Raw genomic sequence first — 13,901 nt, forward strand, 5'->3', positions numbered from 1 at the left:
ATGCGGGGCAGGCGGGCGTTACCGGCCGTCCAGCATCGCCGCCAGCGCCTCGGCCTTGGCGGGGCCAGAGGCCAGCAGCAGGATCCATTTCACCGCAAGGATCGGGCCGATGCCCATGGCCACCGCCTTTTCCGGGACTGTGCCGCCGGGGAAATCGCCCGCATTCGCCGCGCGGGTCGATGGCGCCAGCGGCACGATCCGGGTGCGGCTGTCAAAGCGCGAGCCGGGCTCGTTGAAACCGATATGGCCGTTCTGCCCGATCCCGAGGATCTGAAGGCCGATGCCCCCCGCCGTCACGATCATCGCCTTGTAATCCGCCGCCGCGCGGACGGGATCGGGCGCCATGCCGTCGGGCAGATGGCTCCGGGCCATGTCGATATCGGACGCCGCGAACAGCTGCCGGTTCATGTCCGCGGCCCGGCGCGGTGGCCGATCTGGTCGCGCTGGAGGACTGCACCCAGACGCGGGCGGTCAATCCCGCCTCGGCCCCAGGCGCGGCGCATCGGCTGGTGGCGGAATTCGCGCCGCCCTCAGGCTGAGCGCGCCACTGACGCCGGCCTTTCCCGCGCCACGCAAGCTTCACGCAGGGTTCACCGAGGCGACATGTTCGCAGGGTACTCCGTGATTCATCCGAATGACTCAAAGGTGACGTGTGGGACGGGAAAGCTGGAAAGAGGTCAGGGATTCGCTTGCCGCCCGGATCGAGCGTGGCGAGCTGCTGCCGGGGGCGCAGCTGCCCGTGGAGCCGGCGCTTTGCGCGGAATTCGGCGTGGGCCGCCATTCCCTGCGCCGCGCGATCCGTGAACTGGCCCTGGAGGGCAAGCTGCGGGTCGTGCAGGGCGCCGGCACCTTCATCCAGAACGCCCCTCTCATCACCTATCACATCGGGCGGCGCACGCGGTTTCGCCAGAACCTGCGCGATCAGGGGGTGACGCCATCGGGCGAACATCTGGCGCATGAGATCCTGCCCGCCCCCGCCCATGTCGCCGAGGAACTGCGGGTGGACCCCGGCACGGCGCTGCACCGCGTCATCCGGCGCGGGCTGGCCGATGGCGTGCCGATCAGCCTGGGCATCGGCTGGCACCGCGTCGACCGCTTTCCCGATCTGGGGGAACGGCGCGCCGCCGGCGTCTCGGTCTCGGACATCTATCGCAACCACGGCATTCCCGACTACTTCCGCAAGCGCACCACGATCTTTACCCGCCGCCCCACCCCGGAAGAGGCCGCGCTGCTGAGCCAGCATGGCGAAAGCCCGGTGCTGGTCGTCACCAAGGTCGATGTGGCGCCCGATGACCATGTGATCGGCTTTTCCGAGGCCGTCTGGGCGGGCGACCGGATCAAGTTCAGCCTCGATCAGGGGGGACGTGACGATGACTGACCATGGCAGGCTGCTGGACGTCCTGGCCCGGGCCGAGGCCGATGCGATCAAGGCGCTGGCCGAGGATCTTTTGCCCCGGCTGGGGGATGTCGAGGTGCTGAGTTCGCGCACCGGGCTGGTGATGCAGCCGGCCCGCGACCCGGTGGCCGAGGTCGATTTTCATCTGGGCGAGGTTCTGGTCGCCGAGGCGCATATCCGCGCCGCCGGGACCGAGGGCTATGGCATGACGCTGGGCCGCGATCTGGAACGGTCGATGGCGATGGCGGTCTGCGATGCGGCCTGGTCCTCGGGGCTTGGCCGGGCCGAGGTCGCGGCCTTTGCCGAACGGGCGGCCACGGCACAGGCCGAAGCCGATGCCGCGATGCTGCGGGCGATCGAGGCCACCCGCGTGGACATGGAGACCTTCTGATGCTTTCGCCCGACCTGACGCCTGCGCCGCAGGAAACCCGCGTGGCGCCCCCCGAAATGAGCCGGGAAGAGGCGCGCGACACCGCCACCTATGAGGCGCTGCTCTGGGCCTTTGCGCGGCCCGGCCTTGTGCGGGACCTTCCGGTGGTACCGGACGCCCCCGCCGAACCCGCGATGGCGTTGATCCTTGCGGCGCTGATCGACCGGGAATGTCGCGTGATGACCGACGATCCGGCGCTGGCGGCGCAGGCGCGGCAGGCGGGCGCGGCCATCGTTCCCGCGCCCGAGGCTGACCATGCCTTTGTCGCCGGCGACGCGGCGCTGCGTGTCCTGCCGGACCTGCCCAGCGGGTCCGCCCTTTATCCCGACGCGGCCGCGACGCTGGTGATCGCCGCCCCGATCGGGCGTGGCAGGGAATTGCGGTTGCAGGGACCGGGGGTCGAACCGGGCGGCATCACCCTGCGGCTGGGGCTTCCGCCCGGCTTTGCGGCGGCGCGGGCGCGGGCGATCCGCTACCCCGCCGGGATCGATATTCTGGTGGTCGAGGGACACCGCGTCGTGGCGCTGCCCCGATCCACCCTGCTGGAGGAAATCTGATGGCCTATGTGGCGACACGCGGCGGCGAACGCGCGATAGTCGAGGCCGAGCGGCTCTATCGCGCGGGTCTGGGCCCCATCGACCGGTCGCGGGTGGAAACCGTGGGCGCGGCCCTGCCGATGCTGATCGACCGCGTGATGGGCGAGGCCTCGCTTTACGCGCCCGACCTTGCGGCGCTGGCCCTCACGCAGGCGGGCGGCGACCTTTATGAGGCGGTCCTGTTGCTGCGGGCCTGGCGCACGACCCAAGCCCGGCTGGCGGTGGCAGAGCCCGCGCGCCCCGAAGACCAGATCGTGCATCGCCGCATCTCGGCCGCGTTCAAGGATGTGCCGGGCGGGCAGGTGCTGGGGCCGACGCTCGATTATTCGCACCGGCTGCTGGAAACCGGCGTGCTGCAGGGGGTGCCGTTCCACCCCGCCCCGCCGGAACCCGCCGCGCGGCCCGCGCAGGCCCGCCGCCCTTCGGTCGCGGCCTGGGAAAAGGCGAACGGGCTGGTGGCCGCGGTCACGCCGCCGTCCGCGCCGGTCGCGCCCGACGCCATCCCCGACCTGACGCGCGAGCCGATGCTGTTTCCGGCCCACCGCGCGCACCGGCTGCAGGCGCTGGCGCGGGCCGATACGGGCGGGGTGCTCGCGCTCGGATATTCCGCGATGCGCGGCTATGGCAGCGACCACCCGACGGTGAACGAACTGCGCCTGTCGGAAATCGAGGTCCGGGTGAAACACCCGCTTGGCACGACCTTTTCCGCCGGCCGCATCCGGATGAGCCAGGCCGAGGTCGTGTCCAAGAAGGGCGAGCAACTGACGCTCGGCTTTTGCGCGACCTTCGGCTGGAACGAGGTCAAGGCCATCGCCGGCGCAACGCTCGACCTCAATGCCGCGGGTGCGGCCAAGGGATCGCCGGTGGAGGAGGAGTTTTTCCTTTACCATACCGAGCCGGTCGAGGCCTCGGGGTTCTGCATCCACCTCAAGCTGCCGCATTACGTCACCTTCCAGTCCTCGCTCGATGCGATGCGGGATGCGCGGCGGAAACGGGCTGCGGCGGACGCGGGGGTAGCGGGGGCGGGGGCCGCCAACGAACGTGCCGACGAACAGGATGGCGCGGCGGACCATGGCACGGAAAGGGAAATCGCATGACGCTCGCATCGCTCACCCGGCCCTGGGCGCCGATGTCCTACGGGTTTCTCGATGCCTCGGCCCGGCGCGAGATCCGGCGCAAGACGCTCAAGGCGATTGCGGTGCCCGGCTGTCAGATGCCCTATGCCAGCCGCGAGGTGCCGATCGCGCGCGGCTGGGGAACGGGCGGGTTGCAGGTCACGCTGACGCTGATCCGGCCCGAAAGCCGCGTCAAGGTCATCGACCAGGGCGCCGACGATTCCGTCAATGCGGCCTCGTTGCGGCGGTTTCTGGCGCGGGTGTCCGGCGCGACCGGCACCCCCGACACGACCCGGGCCACAATCATCCAGAGCCGCCACCGCATCCCCGAGGAACGCCTGCGCGAGGACCAGATCCTTGTGCTGCAGGTGCCGAACCCCGAACCCCTGCGCCCGGTCGAGCCGAACATGTCGGTCGCGCGCCAGATGCATGCCGATGCCGATTACAGCCGGTTGTGGCTGATCCTATACGAACAGATCGTGCGATCCGGCCGCGTCATGCAGGGCGCGAGCTATCCCGCCCTGGTGAACGGGCGGCATGTGATGACGCCCTCGCCCATCCCGCGCTGGGACCTGCCCAAGCTGCATATGGCGCGGCATCTGACGATCCTGTCCGCGGGGCGGGAAAAGCGCATCCATGCGGTGCCGCCCTTTACCCGGGTCGAGCCGCTGGTCTTTTCCGACGTGCCCTACCGGGTCGAGGATCATGCGGGCCTGACCTGCGACCGGTCCGGCCTGCGCGGCTATTTCATGAACGAGATCCCGCAGGAGGATGGCAGCAGCACGCACGAACTTTCGGACAGCCATCTGGGGATCAAGGCAATCCACCGGGCCGAGGGGTCGGGCGCGGGGCCTGCGGAAACATGGTATCAGGACGGGGAGTTCCGGCAATGATCGCGGCCCAGACGCTCGATGCGCCCCGCCTGACGGAGACGCCGCCGCTGCTGCACATGCAGGGGATCAGCCACAGTTATGGCAAGGTCACGGCGCTGGCCGATGTGGGCGCGACCGTCTTTCCCGGCGAGGTGCTGGGCATCGTCGGGGAAAGCGGATCGGGCAAATCGACCCTGCTGCGGATGATGAACCTGGAGGAAACGCCGGCCCGGGGGCAATATTCGCTCGCCCTGCCGGGATTGCCCGCGAACCTCTTTGCGTTGGACCGGCAGGCCCGGCGCGACCTGCGCGCCCGCCAGATCGGCATCGTCTATCAGAACCCGCATCTGGGGCTTCTGATGCGCAATTCCTCGTCGGGCAATGTGGCGGAACGGCTGCTGGTCGCGGGGGAACGCAGCTTTCACACCCTGCGAGATCGCGCGGCCGAGGCGCTGGCCGCGTCGGAATTCCCGCTGGACCGGATGGACGCGCCGCCGGTCGTGCTGTCGGGCGGGATGCAGCAGCGGGTGCAACTGGCCAAGGCCATCGCGCTGGAACCGGCGCTCCTGCTGCTCGATGAACCGACGACGGGCCTTGATGTGAGCGTGCAGGCGCTGGTTCTCGACACGCTCAAGCGGTTGCAGCGGGAACGGGCGATCACGATGGTCATCGTCAGCCACGATCTGGGCGTGATCCGCGCCATGGCCGACCGGGTGATGGTGATGCGCCGGGGCCGGGTGGTCGAAGAGGGGCTGGTCGATCAGGTCTTTCACGATCCCCAGCACGAATACACCCAGACCCTTGTCCATGCCCGGCTGTGAGGTGACGCGATGACGATGACAGAAATGCCGGCCGAGGGTGCGTCGCCCGTCCTTGACGTGCGGGGGCTGACGAAATCCTTCCACATGCACCATCTGGGCCAGCGGCTCGACCCGTTCCGGGATGTCAGCTTTGCTGTGGGGCAGGGCGAATTCCTGCTGCTGCGCGGCCCGAACGGGGTGGGGAAATCGACGCTCTTGCGCACGATCTTTCGCACCTGCCTGCCCGAAAGCGGCGCGGTGATCTTTGCCTCGCGCCGCGGGGCGGTGGACCTTGCGCGCGCCGCGGATGTGGATGTGGCGCTGCTGCGGCGGGACGAAATCGGCTTTGTCACGCAGTTTCTGGTCGCGCGGCCCCGCGTCGCGGCCGAGGATATCGTGGCCGAACCGCTGCGCCGATTGGGGCGCCCTGCGTCCGAGGCGCTGGAGGAGGCGCGGCACTGGCTTTCGGCCTTCGGGGTCAAGCGCGATCTCTGGCGGGCCTATCCCACCACGTTTTCGGGCGGCGAACAGCAAAAGGTGAACCTGGCGCGCGCGCTCATCCTGCCGCCCCGGCTGCTGTTGCTGGACGAACCGACCGCCTCGCTCGATGCGGGGGCGCGGGCGGCGCTGGTCGCGCGGCTGGCGGAACTGAAACATGCGGGCGTCGCGATGATCGGCGTCTTTCACCACCCGGGCGATGTCGAGACGCTGATCGACCGGGTGATCGACCTTGGCCGGAAGGAGGTTTCCGATGTGGCTGTCTGACTTCAGGATCGTGCTGGAAGACCGCGTGATCGAGCGCGGATCGGTCCGGTTGCAGGACGGGCGTATCGCCGAGATCGCCGAACGTCCCGTTCCCGGTGCCGCGCGCGAGGGCGACGGGCTGATGCTGTTGCCGGGCTTCATCGACCTGCATGGCGACATGATCGAGCGCGAGGTCGAGCCGCGCCCGAACGTCCGGATGCCGATGGAACTGGGCCTGCGCGACCTTGACCGGCGGCTCAAGGTGGCGGGCGTCACCACGGGCTTTGCCGCCGTCAGCTTTCACCCCGGCAGCGCCTACGGGCATATGCGCAGCTATGACCATACCAAGGCGATGCTGCGCGCGCTGCAGGAAATGCGCCCCGCCCTGTCGGTCGATCACCGCGTCCATGCCCGGTTCGAGGTGACCTTCCCGAACGCGCTGGCCGTGGTCGAGGAACTGATCGCCGAAGGGATCGTCGATCTTGTCTCGCTGACCGATCACACGCCGGGGCAGGGGCAGTATCGCGACCTCGAACGCCATATCGCCACGGTCGCGCGCAACAATGGCCTGACCGAGGACGAGGCCCGCGCCGAGGTGCGCCGCCGCATCGCGCAAAAGACCGAGGGCGCGGGCGACCTGGCGGCCACGCTGCAACGGATCGCAAGCGTCTGTGCCGGGCGCGGGATCGCCATCGCGAGCCATGACGACGACACGCCCGCCAAGGTCGCGCTGATGCAGGGGCTTGGCGCCTCGATCAGCGAGTTTCCTGTGACGCCCGAGGCCGCCGAGGCCGCCCGCGCCCGGGGCATGTTCACGGTCATGGGCGCGCCGAACGCGCTGCGGGGCGAAAGCTACTCCGGCAACCTTTCGGCGCGCGAGGCGCATCGGCAGGGGCGGCTGGATATCCTGGCGGCAGATTATCACCCCTCGGCGATCCTGCCGGCGGTGCTGGTGCTGGCGCAGGCCGACCCGGACGGGATCGCGGGGGCCGCGCGGCTTGCCACCGCCAACCCCGCCCGCGCGATCGGGCTGCAGGACCGGGGCCGGATCGCGCCGGGCCTGCGCGCCGATCTGGTCATCGCCGATCCGCAGGGCGTGGGGCATGTGCGCGCCACCTTCTGCAACGGGCGTGAGGTCTTTGCCGACGGGACGGTGCGCGGGCGCGTCGCCGCCTGAGCGGGTGCGCCGCGACGTCCCCAAGGCGTCGCACAGATGTCATCGAGAATTCATTCGAATGAAAGTGCCATGTTACCGGCCCGGAGGATAAAGAGCCCATGGAACAGCAGCACCTCATCCTGACCGATCTTTCCCGCAGCTTTGGCGCGACGAAGGCGGTTGACCGCGTGACACTCGACATCCCGCCGGGGCAGTTCGTGGGCATCATCGGCCCGTCCGGCGCGGGAAAATCCACGATGCTGCGCCTGATCAACCGGCTGGTCGAGCCGACCGGGGGCAGCATCCATCACGGCGCGACCGACGTGACCGCCTTGCGGGGCCGCGCGCTGCGGCAGTGGCGGCGGGATTGCGCGATGATCTTTCAGCAGTTCAACCTGATCGAGCGGCTGGACGTCCTGACCAATGTGCTGACGGGGCGGCTGGCCGAACACGGGTTCCTCAGTTCCATGGCGATGCGGTTCAGCGATGCCGAACGCGCCATGGCGATCCAGGCGCTGGAACGCCTGGACCTCGTGCCGCAGGCGCTCAAACGGGCAGGGGCGCTGTCGGGCGGACAACAACAGCGCGTGGCGATCGCCAAGGCGCTGCTGCAACGACCCCGGATCATGCTGGCGGACGAACCGATCGCCAGTCTCGACCCGGGCAACGCGACCCGCGTGATGGAGGCGCTGCGCAGCATCAACCGTGACGACGGTCTGACGGTGCTGGTGAACCTGCACACGCTGGATACGGCCCGGGCCTATTGCCACCGGATCGTGGCGATGCGCTTTGGTCGCATCATGTTCGACGGCACGCCCGCACAGCTGACCCCGGATGTCGTGCGCGACATCTATGGCAGCGAGGGGCTGGCCCATTTCGACGAGGGCGTCACATCGACTGCCGCCCGCGTTCCTGCCCTTGCCTGACCTTCCCCCCGGTTGAAACCGCCGGGCGAGGCGCCCGGACCCAGCCGGAATGCCCCTGGCCACCCTTGGGCAAGACCCACCCCAACCCACCCGGAGATCACAATGAAACGCGTATTCACGATGGGCCTTTCGGCCCTGCTGGCGACGTCTGCCCTGGCGCCTGTTCTTGCACAGGACGCCCGGGACTGGACGCAGGACTATCAGATCATCCGCTTCGGCATCCTGTCGGGCGAAAACGAGCAGGACCGCATCATGCGCTACACCCCGCTCGAACAGTATCTGGAACGCGAACTGGGCGTCGAGGTCGAGATCTTTTCGGCCAACAACTATGACGGCGTGGTGCAGGCGCTGGCCGCGAACCAGATCGAGTTCGCCTTTCTCGGGTCATCGGCCTATGCGGCGGCCTATACCGAAACCGGCGGTGGCGTGCGGCCGCTGTTCGTGGCGCAAAGCGCCGACGGGTCCACGGGCTATTACTCGATCATCGTGACGCGCTGCGACAGCGGGCTGGACAGCCTTGCCGATCTGGAGGGCCGCGTGCTGGCCTTTGCCGATCCCGACAGCACCAGCGGCTATGCCGTGCCCTATTACAACCTGGTCGAACGTGAGGGCATCACGCCCGAGAGCTATTTCGCCGCGACGCCGTTTTCGGGCAGCCACGAGGCGGGCGTGCAGGCCGTCGTCAACGGCACCTTCGACGCCGCCGCCACCTATCAGGACAGCGACATCAACGGCATCCCGCAGCGCATGGTGCGCAAGGGCATGATCGAGGCCGGCAGCGTCTGCAAGATCTGGGAATCGCCGGAAATCACCTCGGGGCCGTTCACGGCGCGTGCCAATCTGCCGGCCGGTCTGGTCGAGGACATGACCCGCGTGATGATGGCCTTCCCCGAGGCCGAGCCCGAATCCTTTGCCGCCGTGCGCGGCACCGTCGCCGAGGATGAAAACCCGACGATCGGCTACATGGAGGTCGATCACGACCGCTATCAGTGGATCATCGACATGCGGGAATGGCTGCGCCAGAAGCGCCGCAGCTGACCGCCCGGCCCCGGGGCTGCGCATGTGCCGCGGCCCCGGCACCGCCCGAAAGGAGGAAACGCCATGGCCAGCCCGACAGCCCCCTTTTCACCCGGCGGCGCGGTTCCTGCCGGAACCGTCCCGCCCCGGGGCGCATCTGCCGCCGCGGCCCGCGACGGGTTCGAACGGGACTTCCGGATCCGCCGCCGCCGCGCGCGGCTTTACTGGGCGGCGGGCAGCGCCGTCTTTCTCGCGCTTTTCCTGCTCAGTTCGTGGCTCGGGGATTTCTTCAAGGTCACGCAGGTGACGCTGGCCGATGGCAGCCGCGACTGGCGCTGGATCATCCCCGCGGGCCTGCCGCGCCTTGGGGAATACCTGTCCAAGATGGTCCCCGTCCTGCGCCCGGAAACGCTGGGCGCCGATCTGGCGGAATGGTTCTGGCGCTGGCGCGTCTGGGCCTGGCTGCTGCTGGAAACGGTGCTGATCGCCTTCATGGCGACGGTGCTGGGGGTGATCGGGGGGTTCCTCCTGTCCTTTCCGGCGGCGCGGAACCTGACGCCCAACGGCGCGGTGCTGTGGCTTTGCCGCCGCTGGCTGGAGATCGCCCGCACGGTGCCCGAACTGGTCTGGGCGCTGATCTTCGTCTTCTGCTTTTCGGTGGGTCCGATGGCGGGGGTGCTGGCCATCGGGCTGCACACGACCGGCGCGCTCGGCAAGCTTTATTCCGAGGCGAACGAGAATATCGACATGCGCGCCCTTGATGGCGTCAAGGCGGCGGGCGGCAGCTGGTTCGACCAGATCCGCTATGGCGCGGTGCCGCAGGTGCTGCCCAATGTGGTCAGCTATACCCTGCTGCGGTTCGAGATCAACGTCCGGTCCTCGTCCATCATCGGCTATGTGGGTGCGGGCGGGCTGGGCCAGGAATTCCGCACCGCCATGAGCCTGCAGGAATATACCGACCTCTCGGCGCTCTTCATCATCATCCTCATCACGGTGAGCTGCATCGACTATGCCTCGGACGCGCTGCGCCACCGCATCATCGACGGAGAGGCCCGGTCATGACCGCATCCGCCCCCATATCCGCAGCGGAAATCGCCGCCGCCCGCGAAAAGGTCCCCCATGCGTTCCGCGCGCCCCCTGCGGTGCGGGCCCGGCGCTGGGTCGTCCGCGTGGTGCTGGCGGGGCTTTTCGTCTATTGCCTCGTCCTGTTCGGCTTTTCGCCGGCGCGGATCGCGAACGGGCTGGCGCGGCTGGGCAATGTGCTCTCGTTCATGTTCCCGCCCCATGTCTGGGACAGCTGGCGCGACTTTTCCGAGGTGCTGAAGGGTCTGGGCGAAACCCTGTCGATGGCCTTTCTGGGCACGGTGCTGGGCGCGGTCGTGGCCTTTCCGCTGTCTTTCCTTGGGGCGCGCAACATCAACCGGCTGACCTTCCTGCGGCTGGGGGTGCGCCGGGGCTATGACGTGATCCGGGCGGTGGAAACGCTGATCCTCGCGCTGATCTTCATCCGCGCCTTCGGGCTGGGGCCGCTGGCCGGTATCCTCGCCATTGCGGTGAGCGAGGTGGGAACCTTTGCCAAGCTTTTCTCCGAGGCGATCGAGAACAGCTCGGAACGGCCCGCCGACGGGGTGCGTGCGGCGGGCGGGTCGCGGCTGCAGGTGATCCGCTATGCGCTTTTGCCGCAGGTGAACCCGGTGATCCTGTCGGTCATCCTCTACAACTTCGAATCGAACGTCCGGTCGGGTACGATCCTTGGCATCGTCGGCGCGGGCGGCATCGGCTTCCTGCTCAGCGACCGCATCGCCGCCTATCGCTGGGACGAGGCCTGGTCGATCATCTTTCTCATCATCGCGATGGTCTATGTCGTGGACTGGCTTTCCGGCCTGATCCGCCAGCGGCTGATCGGAACGGAGCCCCGAAAATGAAGCAACTTACCGAAGAACCCAACATCCACGAAACCGCCGTCGTGGTGGATTGCACCCTGGGCCGGTTCACCGAGATCGCCGCCCATGTCACGATGCGAGAGGTCGCGTTCGGTGATTATTCCTACATCGTGCGGCACGGCAACGTGGTCTGGTCGACCATCGGCAAGTTCTGTTCCATCGCCGAGGGTGCGCGCATCAATCCCGGCAACCACGCGACATGGCGGGCGAGCCAGCATCATTTCACCTATCGCGCCGCCCAGTACGGGCTGGGCGAGGATGATGCGGATTTCTTTCAGTGGCGGCGCGATCACTGGGTGACGCTGGGCCATGACGTCTGGATCGGCCATGGCGTCACGGTCCTGCCCGGGGTGAGCATCGGCACCGGCGCCGTGGTCGGCGCGGGCGCGGTGGTCACGCGCGACGTGGACCCCTACACGATTGTCGCGGGCGTGCCCGCCCGCCCGATCCGCCGCCGCTTTACCGAGGCGCAGGCCGAGGCGCTGATGGACATTGCCTGGTGGGATTGGGACCACGACGCCCTGCGTGCGGCCTTGCCCGATATCCGCGACCTGCCGATCGACGCCTTCATCGAACGCTATCGCTGAGGCAGGGGCGCCCACACGGCGCCGGGGCGGGCGCCGTCATCAGGCGGCGTGTCGGACCCGCCCCAGCCGGTCCAGCAGCGCGGCGCCCGTGCGGATGCCCTGCAGGAAAAGGTCGACCCGCAGGTTCTCGTTCGGGGCGTGGTTCGCGCTGTCGGCATTGGCATAGGGCATCACATAGGCCGGGACGCCGAGGATTTTGGTAAAGACGTAATCCGGCAGGCTGCCCCCCATCGATGGAAAGACGAGCGGTGCCTGCCCGCGCGCAGGACCTCTCCGCATGGGTCGTCGAACGGGGTTCTGGACGGCAGCATCCCGCCCCGCGGGATCATCTCGACCCCCGGCGCGTGCCTTTCCACATGGGCGCGCAGGCAGGCCAGCACCTGATCCGGGGTCATCCGCTCGACCAGCCGGATGTCGCATTTCGCCACCGCCTCGCAGGGCAGCCGCCATAGCCGCCGTGCAGGCCGTTGATCGTCAGCGTCGGGTGAAACATCAGCCGGTCCCAGAACGGGCGGTCGGCCGGCGCGTCAAGCCGCGCGATCCCCATCTTTTCCATATCGGCGGGCGGGTCGAGCGGCAGCGCCCGCGCCGCCGCGATCTTGGCCGCGGAGGGCGGGACGATCCGGTCATGCAGCCCCTCGATGGTGATGCGCCCGCCTTCGTCTTTCATCGAGGCGAGCAGATGCACCAGCACCCGGCGCGACATCCATGATGGAACCGGTCTCACCTCGTCCGTGTCGCCCATGGCCTGAAAGAAGTGATGGAGCGTGCCGATCTGGTCGTCATGATGTCCCTGGGCTGCATCGAGCAGATCGGCCGCCCGCCTGCAATCCGCGCCAGATCTGCCACCGGAATCGTGCGGGACATCGCCTCTGCCCCAGGCGCCCGGAAGGGGGCAGTCCCTGCCCCGTCTGATCCCGCCCGCGGTCGTTCGGGCGGGGCAAGCCGTCAGCCGGCGGGAGTGCCTTCGGCGGCAGTGCGGTCCGCGGCGGCCTCGATGCAGATCGCAAGATCGCGCAGTCTTGCCGCAACCTCGCGCCCCAGGGGCGTCAGGTCATAATCCACGTGCGGCGGCACGACCTTGTGCGCCGTGCGGGACAGCAGCCCGTCCGCTTCCAGCAGCCGCAGCGACTGGGTCAGCATCCGTTCCGAAACCCCACCGATCCGTCGCCGCAGCGCGCTGAACCGCAGTTTGCCGTCGTCGTGCAGCGCGATCATGATCAGCGCGCCCCAGCGGCTTGTCACATGGCTGAGCACGCTGCGCGACGGACATCTTTCGTCAAGCACATCGGCCACGAACTGGGGCTGCGTCAGAACGGGCGTCGTCTGGCTGCTGGCGGTGTCCATCGGGACATTCCCTCATACTTACAAAAATGTCGGTACTTCCTTTTCATAAGTGACCCGTTAAGTCTGAGGCGTCAACATGCAACGCCGAACAAGGAACATCCCATGACAATCGCAGTCTCCGCCGCCAGCGGTCAGCTTGGCCGCATCGCTGTCACGCATCTGAAAACGCTCGTCGATCCGTCGCAGGTCGTGGCGCTGGCCCGCGACCCGGCAAAGCTCGCCGATCTTGGCGTCACGGCGCGGCCCTTTGACTATACGCGGCCGGACATGCTGATCGCCGGGCTGGACGGGGTCGAGACGCTGGCACTCATCTCCTCGGGCGATCTGGCGGGGCGGGTCGATCAGCATCGCAACGTGATCGAGGCGGCAAAGGCGGCGGGCGTGGGCCGGATCGTCTATACCTCGATCCTCAAGGCCGACCGGTCGCCCCTGATGATCGCCAGCGATCACCGCGCGACCGAAGAGATCCTTGCGGGGGCGGGCATCGCCACCACCATCCTGCGCAACAACTGGTATTCCGAGAACCGGGCCGCGACGCTGCCGGCGGCGCTTGGCGCGGGGGCGCTGATCGGGGCGGCGGGGCAGGCGCCGTTCAACACCGCGACGCGCGCCGATCTGGGGCAGGCGCTGGCCATCGCCGCCGCCGACGCGGCCCTTGCCGGGGCGGTTCTGGAACTCGCGGGGGATGAGACCTATACGCTTGCGGATCTTGCGGCCGAGGCGCAGCGCCAGTCGGGGCGCGACCTTCCCTATCGCGATCTCTCGCCCGAGGAGTATCAGGCGGCGCTGCTGGCGGCGGGTCTGCCTGCGGGCTTTGCCGCCGTTCTGGTCGATGCGGATGTGCAGGCGAGGGATGGCTGGATGGCCGATGACAGCGGTGCGCTGTCGCGCCTTCTGGGGCGCCCGACCACGCCCATCGCGGATGTGGTCGCGGCGGCCCTGGCCTGATCCGGCGCCCCGGCTGCCCGGGAT

At 68.5% G+C, this 13,901-nt stretch carries 17 protein-coding genes and 1 pseudogene; 14 read left to right on the top strand and 4 right to left on the bottom strand.

What is annotated here, in order from left to right; translation table 11 throughout:
- Nucleotides 1–18: 18 nt before the first annotated feature.
- A pseudogene (locus ACFQXB_RS15270) lies at nucleotides 19–423 on the bottom strand (6-phosphogluconolactonase); the annotation flags it as partial.
- A 229-nt stretch (nucleotides 424–652) separates the two neighbouring features.
- Between ACFQXB_RS15270 and phnF the strand changes: the two are divergent.
- The 13 genes from phnF (at nucleotide 653) to ACFQXB_RS15335 (ending at nucleotide 11,582) form a co-directional block, all read left to right on the top strand.
- Entirely contained in the window at nucleotides 653–1,378 is a 726-nt protein-coding gene (gene phnF / locus ACFQXB_RS15275; protein ID WP_377405572.1) for a phosphonate metabolism transcriptional regulator PhnF, read from the top strand.
- Nucleotides 1,371–1,787 (top strand): phosphonate C-P lyase system protein PhnG, encoded by a 417-nt coding sequence (locus ACFQXB_RS15280; protein WP_377405574.1) that lies wholly within the window; start codon nucleotides 1,371–1,373, stop codon nucleotides 1,785–1,787. The genes phnF and ACFQXB_RS15280 overlap by 8 nt, the downstream gene beginning before the upstream one ends.
- A complete protein-coding gene (gene phnH / locus ACFQXB_RS15285; RefSeq protein ID WP_377405576.1) occupies nucleotides 1,787–2,383 on the top strand; it encodes a phosphonate C-P lyase system protein PhnH in 597 nt (198 codons plus the stop codon). The genes ACFQXB_RS15280 and phnH overlap by 1 nt, the downstream gene beginning before the upstream one ends.
- A complete protein-coding gene (locus tag ACFQXB_RS15290) occupies nucleotides 2,383–3,519 on the top strand; it encodes a carbon-phosphorus lyase complex subunit PhnI (RefSeq protein ID WP_377405578.1) in 1,137 nt (378 codons plus the stop codon). Before phnH ends, ACFQXB_RS15290 begins: the two co-directional genes overlap by 1 nt.
- Nucleotides 3,516–4,430 (top strand): alpha-D-ribose 1-methylphosphonate 5-phosphate C-P-lyase PhnJ, encoded by a 915-nt coding sequence (locus tag ACFQXB_RS15295; RefSeq protein WP_377405580.1) that lies wholly within the window; start codon nucleotides 3,516–3,518, stop codon nucleotides 4,428–4,430. Before ACFQXB_RS15290 ends, ACFQXB_RS15295 begins: the two co-directional genes overlap by 4 nt.
- Nucleotides 4,427–5,230 (top strand): ATP-binding cassette domain-containing protein, encoded by an 804-nt coding sequence (locus ACFQXB_RS15300; RefSeq protein ID WP_377405582.1) that lies wholly within the window; start codon nucleotides 4,427–4,429, stop codon nucleotides 5,228–5,230. Before ACFQXB_RS15295 ends, ACFQXB_RS15300 begins: the two co-directional genes overlap by 4 nt.
- Nucleotides 5,231–5,239: 9 nt before the next feature.
- The gene (locus ACFQXB_RS15305) at nucleotides 5,240–5,974 is read left to right on the top strand and encodes a phosphonate C-P lyase system protein PhnL (RefSeq protein ID WP_377405584.1); all 735 of its coding nucleotides are present in this window, start codon (nucleotides 5,240–5,242) and stop codon (nucleotides 5,972–5,974) included.
- Entirely contained in the window at nucleotides 5,961–7,130 is a 1,170-nt protein-coding gene (locus ACFQXB_RS15310) for an alpha-D-ribose 1-methylphosphonate 5-triphosphate diphosphatase (protein ID WP_377405586.1), read from the top strand. The genes ACFQXB_RS15305 and ACFQXB_RS15310 overlap by 14 nt, the downstream gene beginning before the upstream one ends.
- Before the next feature lie 98 nt (nucleotides 7,131–7,228).
- Nucleotides 7,229–8,035: a phosphonate ABC transporter ATP-binding protein gene (gene phnC / locus ACFQXB_RS15315; RefSeq protein WP_377405588.1), complete on the top strand. Its 807-nt coding sequence runs from the start codon at nucleotides 7,229–7,231 to the stop codon at nucleotides 8,033–8,035.
- Nucleotides 8,036–8,137: 102 nt separating this feature from the next.
- Nucleotides 8,138–9,073, top strand: a complete 936-nt coding sequence (phnD, locus tag ACFQXB_RS15320; RefSeq protein ID WP_377405590.1) for a phosphate/phosphite/phosphonate ABC transporter substrate-binding protein — start codon at nucleotides 8,138–8,140, stop codon at nucleotides 9,071–9,073.
- A gap of 63 nt (nucleotides 9,074–9,136) precedes the next feature.
- A complete protein-coding gene (gene phnE / locus ACFQXB_RS15325) occupies nucleotides 9,137–10,114 on the top strand; it encodes a phosphonate ABC transporter, permease protein PhnE (RefSeq protein ID WP_377405592.1) in 978 nt (325 codons plus the stop codon).
- The gene (phnE, locus tag ACFQXB_RS15330; RefSeq protein WP_377405594.1) at nucleotides 10,111–10,977 is read left to right on the top strand and encodes a phosphonate ABC transporter, permease protein PhnE; all 867 of its coding nucleotides are present in this window, start codon (nucleotides 10,111–10,113) and stop codon (nucleotides 10,975–10,977) included. The genes phnE (ACFQXB_RS15325) and phnE (ACFQXB_RS15330) overlap by 4 nt, the downstream gene beginning before the upstream one ends.
- Nucleotides 10,974–11,582: a DapH/DapD/GlmU-related protein gene (locus tag ACFQXB_RS15335; protein WP_377405596.1), complete on the top strand. Its 609-nt coding sequence runs from the start codon at nucleotides 10,974–10,976 to the stop codon at nucleotides 11,580–11,582. The genes phnE (ACFQXB_RS15330) and ACFQXB_RS15335 overlap by 4 nt, the downstream gene beginning before the upstream one ends.
- Nucleotides 11,583–11,621: 39 nt before the next feature.
- Here ACFQXB_RS15335 and ACFQXB_RS15340 read toward each other — a convergent pair whose 3' ends face one another.
- The 3 genes from ACFQXB_RS15340 to ACFQXB_RS15350 all read right to left on the bottom strand — a co-directional run bounded on the left by ACFQXB_RS15340 (nucleotide 11,622) and on the right by ACFQXB_RS15350 (nucleotide 12,929).
- On the bottom strand, nucleotides 11,622–11,861 hold the full coding sequence (locus ACFQXB_RS15340) for a hypothetical protein (protein ID WP_377405598.1): 240 nt from the start codon (nucleotides 11,859–11,861) through the stop codon (nucleotides 11,622–11,624).
- A 112-nt stretch (nucleotides 11,862–11,973) separates the two neighbouring features.
- Nucleotides 11,974–12,288, bottom strand: a complete 315-nt coding sequence (locus ACFQXB_RS15345; RefSeq protein WP_377405600.1) for a hypothetical protein — start codon at nucleotides 12,286–12,288, stop codon at nucleotides 11,974–11,976.
- 242 nt (nucleotides 12,289–12,530) lie between these two features.
- Entirely contained in the window at nucleotides 12,531–12,929 is a 399-nt protein-coding gene (locus ACFQXB_RS15350) for a winged helix-turn-helix transcriptional regulator (protein ID WP_377405602.1), read from the bottom strand.
- A gap of 102 nt (nucleotides 12,930–13,031) precedes the next feature.
- Here ACFQXB_RS15350 and ACFQXB_RS15355 point away from each other — a divergent pair, with 102 nt between their 5' ends.
- A complete protein-coding gene (locus ACFQXB_RS15355) occupies nucleotides 13,032–13,877 on the top strand; it encodes an NAD(P)H-binding protein (RefSeq protein WP_377405603.1) in 846 nt (281 codons plus the stop codon).
- Nucleotides 13,878–13,901 lie beyond the last annotated feature (24 nt).

Origin of the sequence: Halodurantibacterium daqingense, from assembly GCF_042666235.1 — a bacterium.
GTDB classification, from domain to species: Bacteria; Pseudomonadota; Alphaproteobacteria; order Rhodobacterales; family Rhodobacteraceae; genus Halodurantibacterium; species Halodurantibacterium daqingensis.

What these genes read in the sequence shown, in the direction of transcription:
- ACFQXB_RS15280 (WP_377405574.1), top strand. Translation starts at nt 1,371, where the DNA reads ATGACTGACCATGGCAGGCTGCTGGACGTCCTGGCCCGGGCCGAGGCC.
- phnH (WP_377405576.1), top strand. Translation starts at nt 1,787, where the DNA reads ATGCTTTCGCCCGACCTGACGCCTGCGCCGCAGGAAACCCGCGTGGCG.
- ACFQXB_RS15290 (WP_377405578.1), top strand. Translation starts at nt 2,383, where the DNA reads ATGGCCTATGTGGCGACACGCGGCGGCGAACGCGCGATAGTCGAGGCC.
- ACFQXB_RS15295 (WP_377405580.1), top strand. Translation starts at nt 3,516, where the DNA reads ATGACGCTCGCATCGCTCACCCGGCCCTGGGCGCCGATGTCCTACGGG.
- ACFQXB_RS15300 (WP_377405582.1), top strand. Translation starts at nt 4,427, where the DNA reads ATGATCGCGGCCCAGACGCTCGATGCGCCCCGCCTGACGGAGACGCCG.
- ACFQXB_RS15305 (WP_377405584.1), top strand. Translation starts at nt 5,240, where the DNA reads ATGACGATGACAGAAATGCCGGCCGAGGGTGCGTCGCCCGTCCTTGAC.
- ACFQXB_RS15310 (WP_377405586.1), top strand. Translation starts at nt 5,961, where the DNA reads ATGTGGCTGTCTGACTTCAGGATCGTGCTGGAAGACCGCGTGATCGAG.
- phnC (WP_377405588.1), top strand. Translation starts at nt 7,229, where the DNA reads ATGGAACAGCAGCACCTCATCCTGACCGATCTTTCCCGCAGCTTTGGC.
- phnD (WP_377405590.1), top strand. Translation starts at nt 8,138, where the DNA reads ATGAAACGCGTATTCACGATGGGCCTTTCGGCCCTGCTGGCGACGTCT.
- phnE (WP_377405592.1), top strand. Translation starts at nt 9,137, where the DNA reads ATGGCCAGCCCGACAGCCCCCTTTTCACCCGGCGGCGCGGTTCCTGCC.
- phnE (WP_377405594.1), top strand. Translation starts at nt 10,111, where the DNA reads ATGACCGCATCCGCCCCCATATCCGCAGCGGAAATCGCCGCCGCCCGC.
- ACFQXB_RS15335 (WP_377405596.1), top strand. Translation starts at nt 10,974, where the DNA reads ATGAAGCAACTTACCGAAGAACCCAACATCCACGAAACCGCCGTCGTG.
- ACFQXB_RS15340 (WP_377405598.1), bottom strand. Translation starts at nt 11,861, where the DNA reads ATGCGGAGAGGTCCTGCGCGCGGGCAGGCACCGCTCGTCTTTCCATCG.
- ACFQXB_RS15345 (WP_377405600.1), bottom strand. Translation starts at nt 12,288, where the DNA reads ATGTCGCGCCGGGTGCTGGTGCATCTGCTCGCCTCGATGAAAGACGAA.
- ACFQXB_RS15350 (WP_377405602.1), bottom strand. Translation starts at nt 12,929, where the DNA reads ATGGACACCGCCAGCAGCCAGACGACGCCCGTTCTGACGCAGCCCCAG.
- ACFQXB_RS15355 (WP_377405603.1), top strand. Translation starts at nt 13,032, where the DNA reads ATGACAATCGCAGTCTCCGCCGCCAGCGGTCAGCTTGGCCGCATCGCT.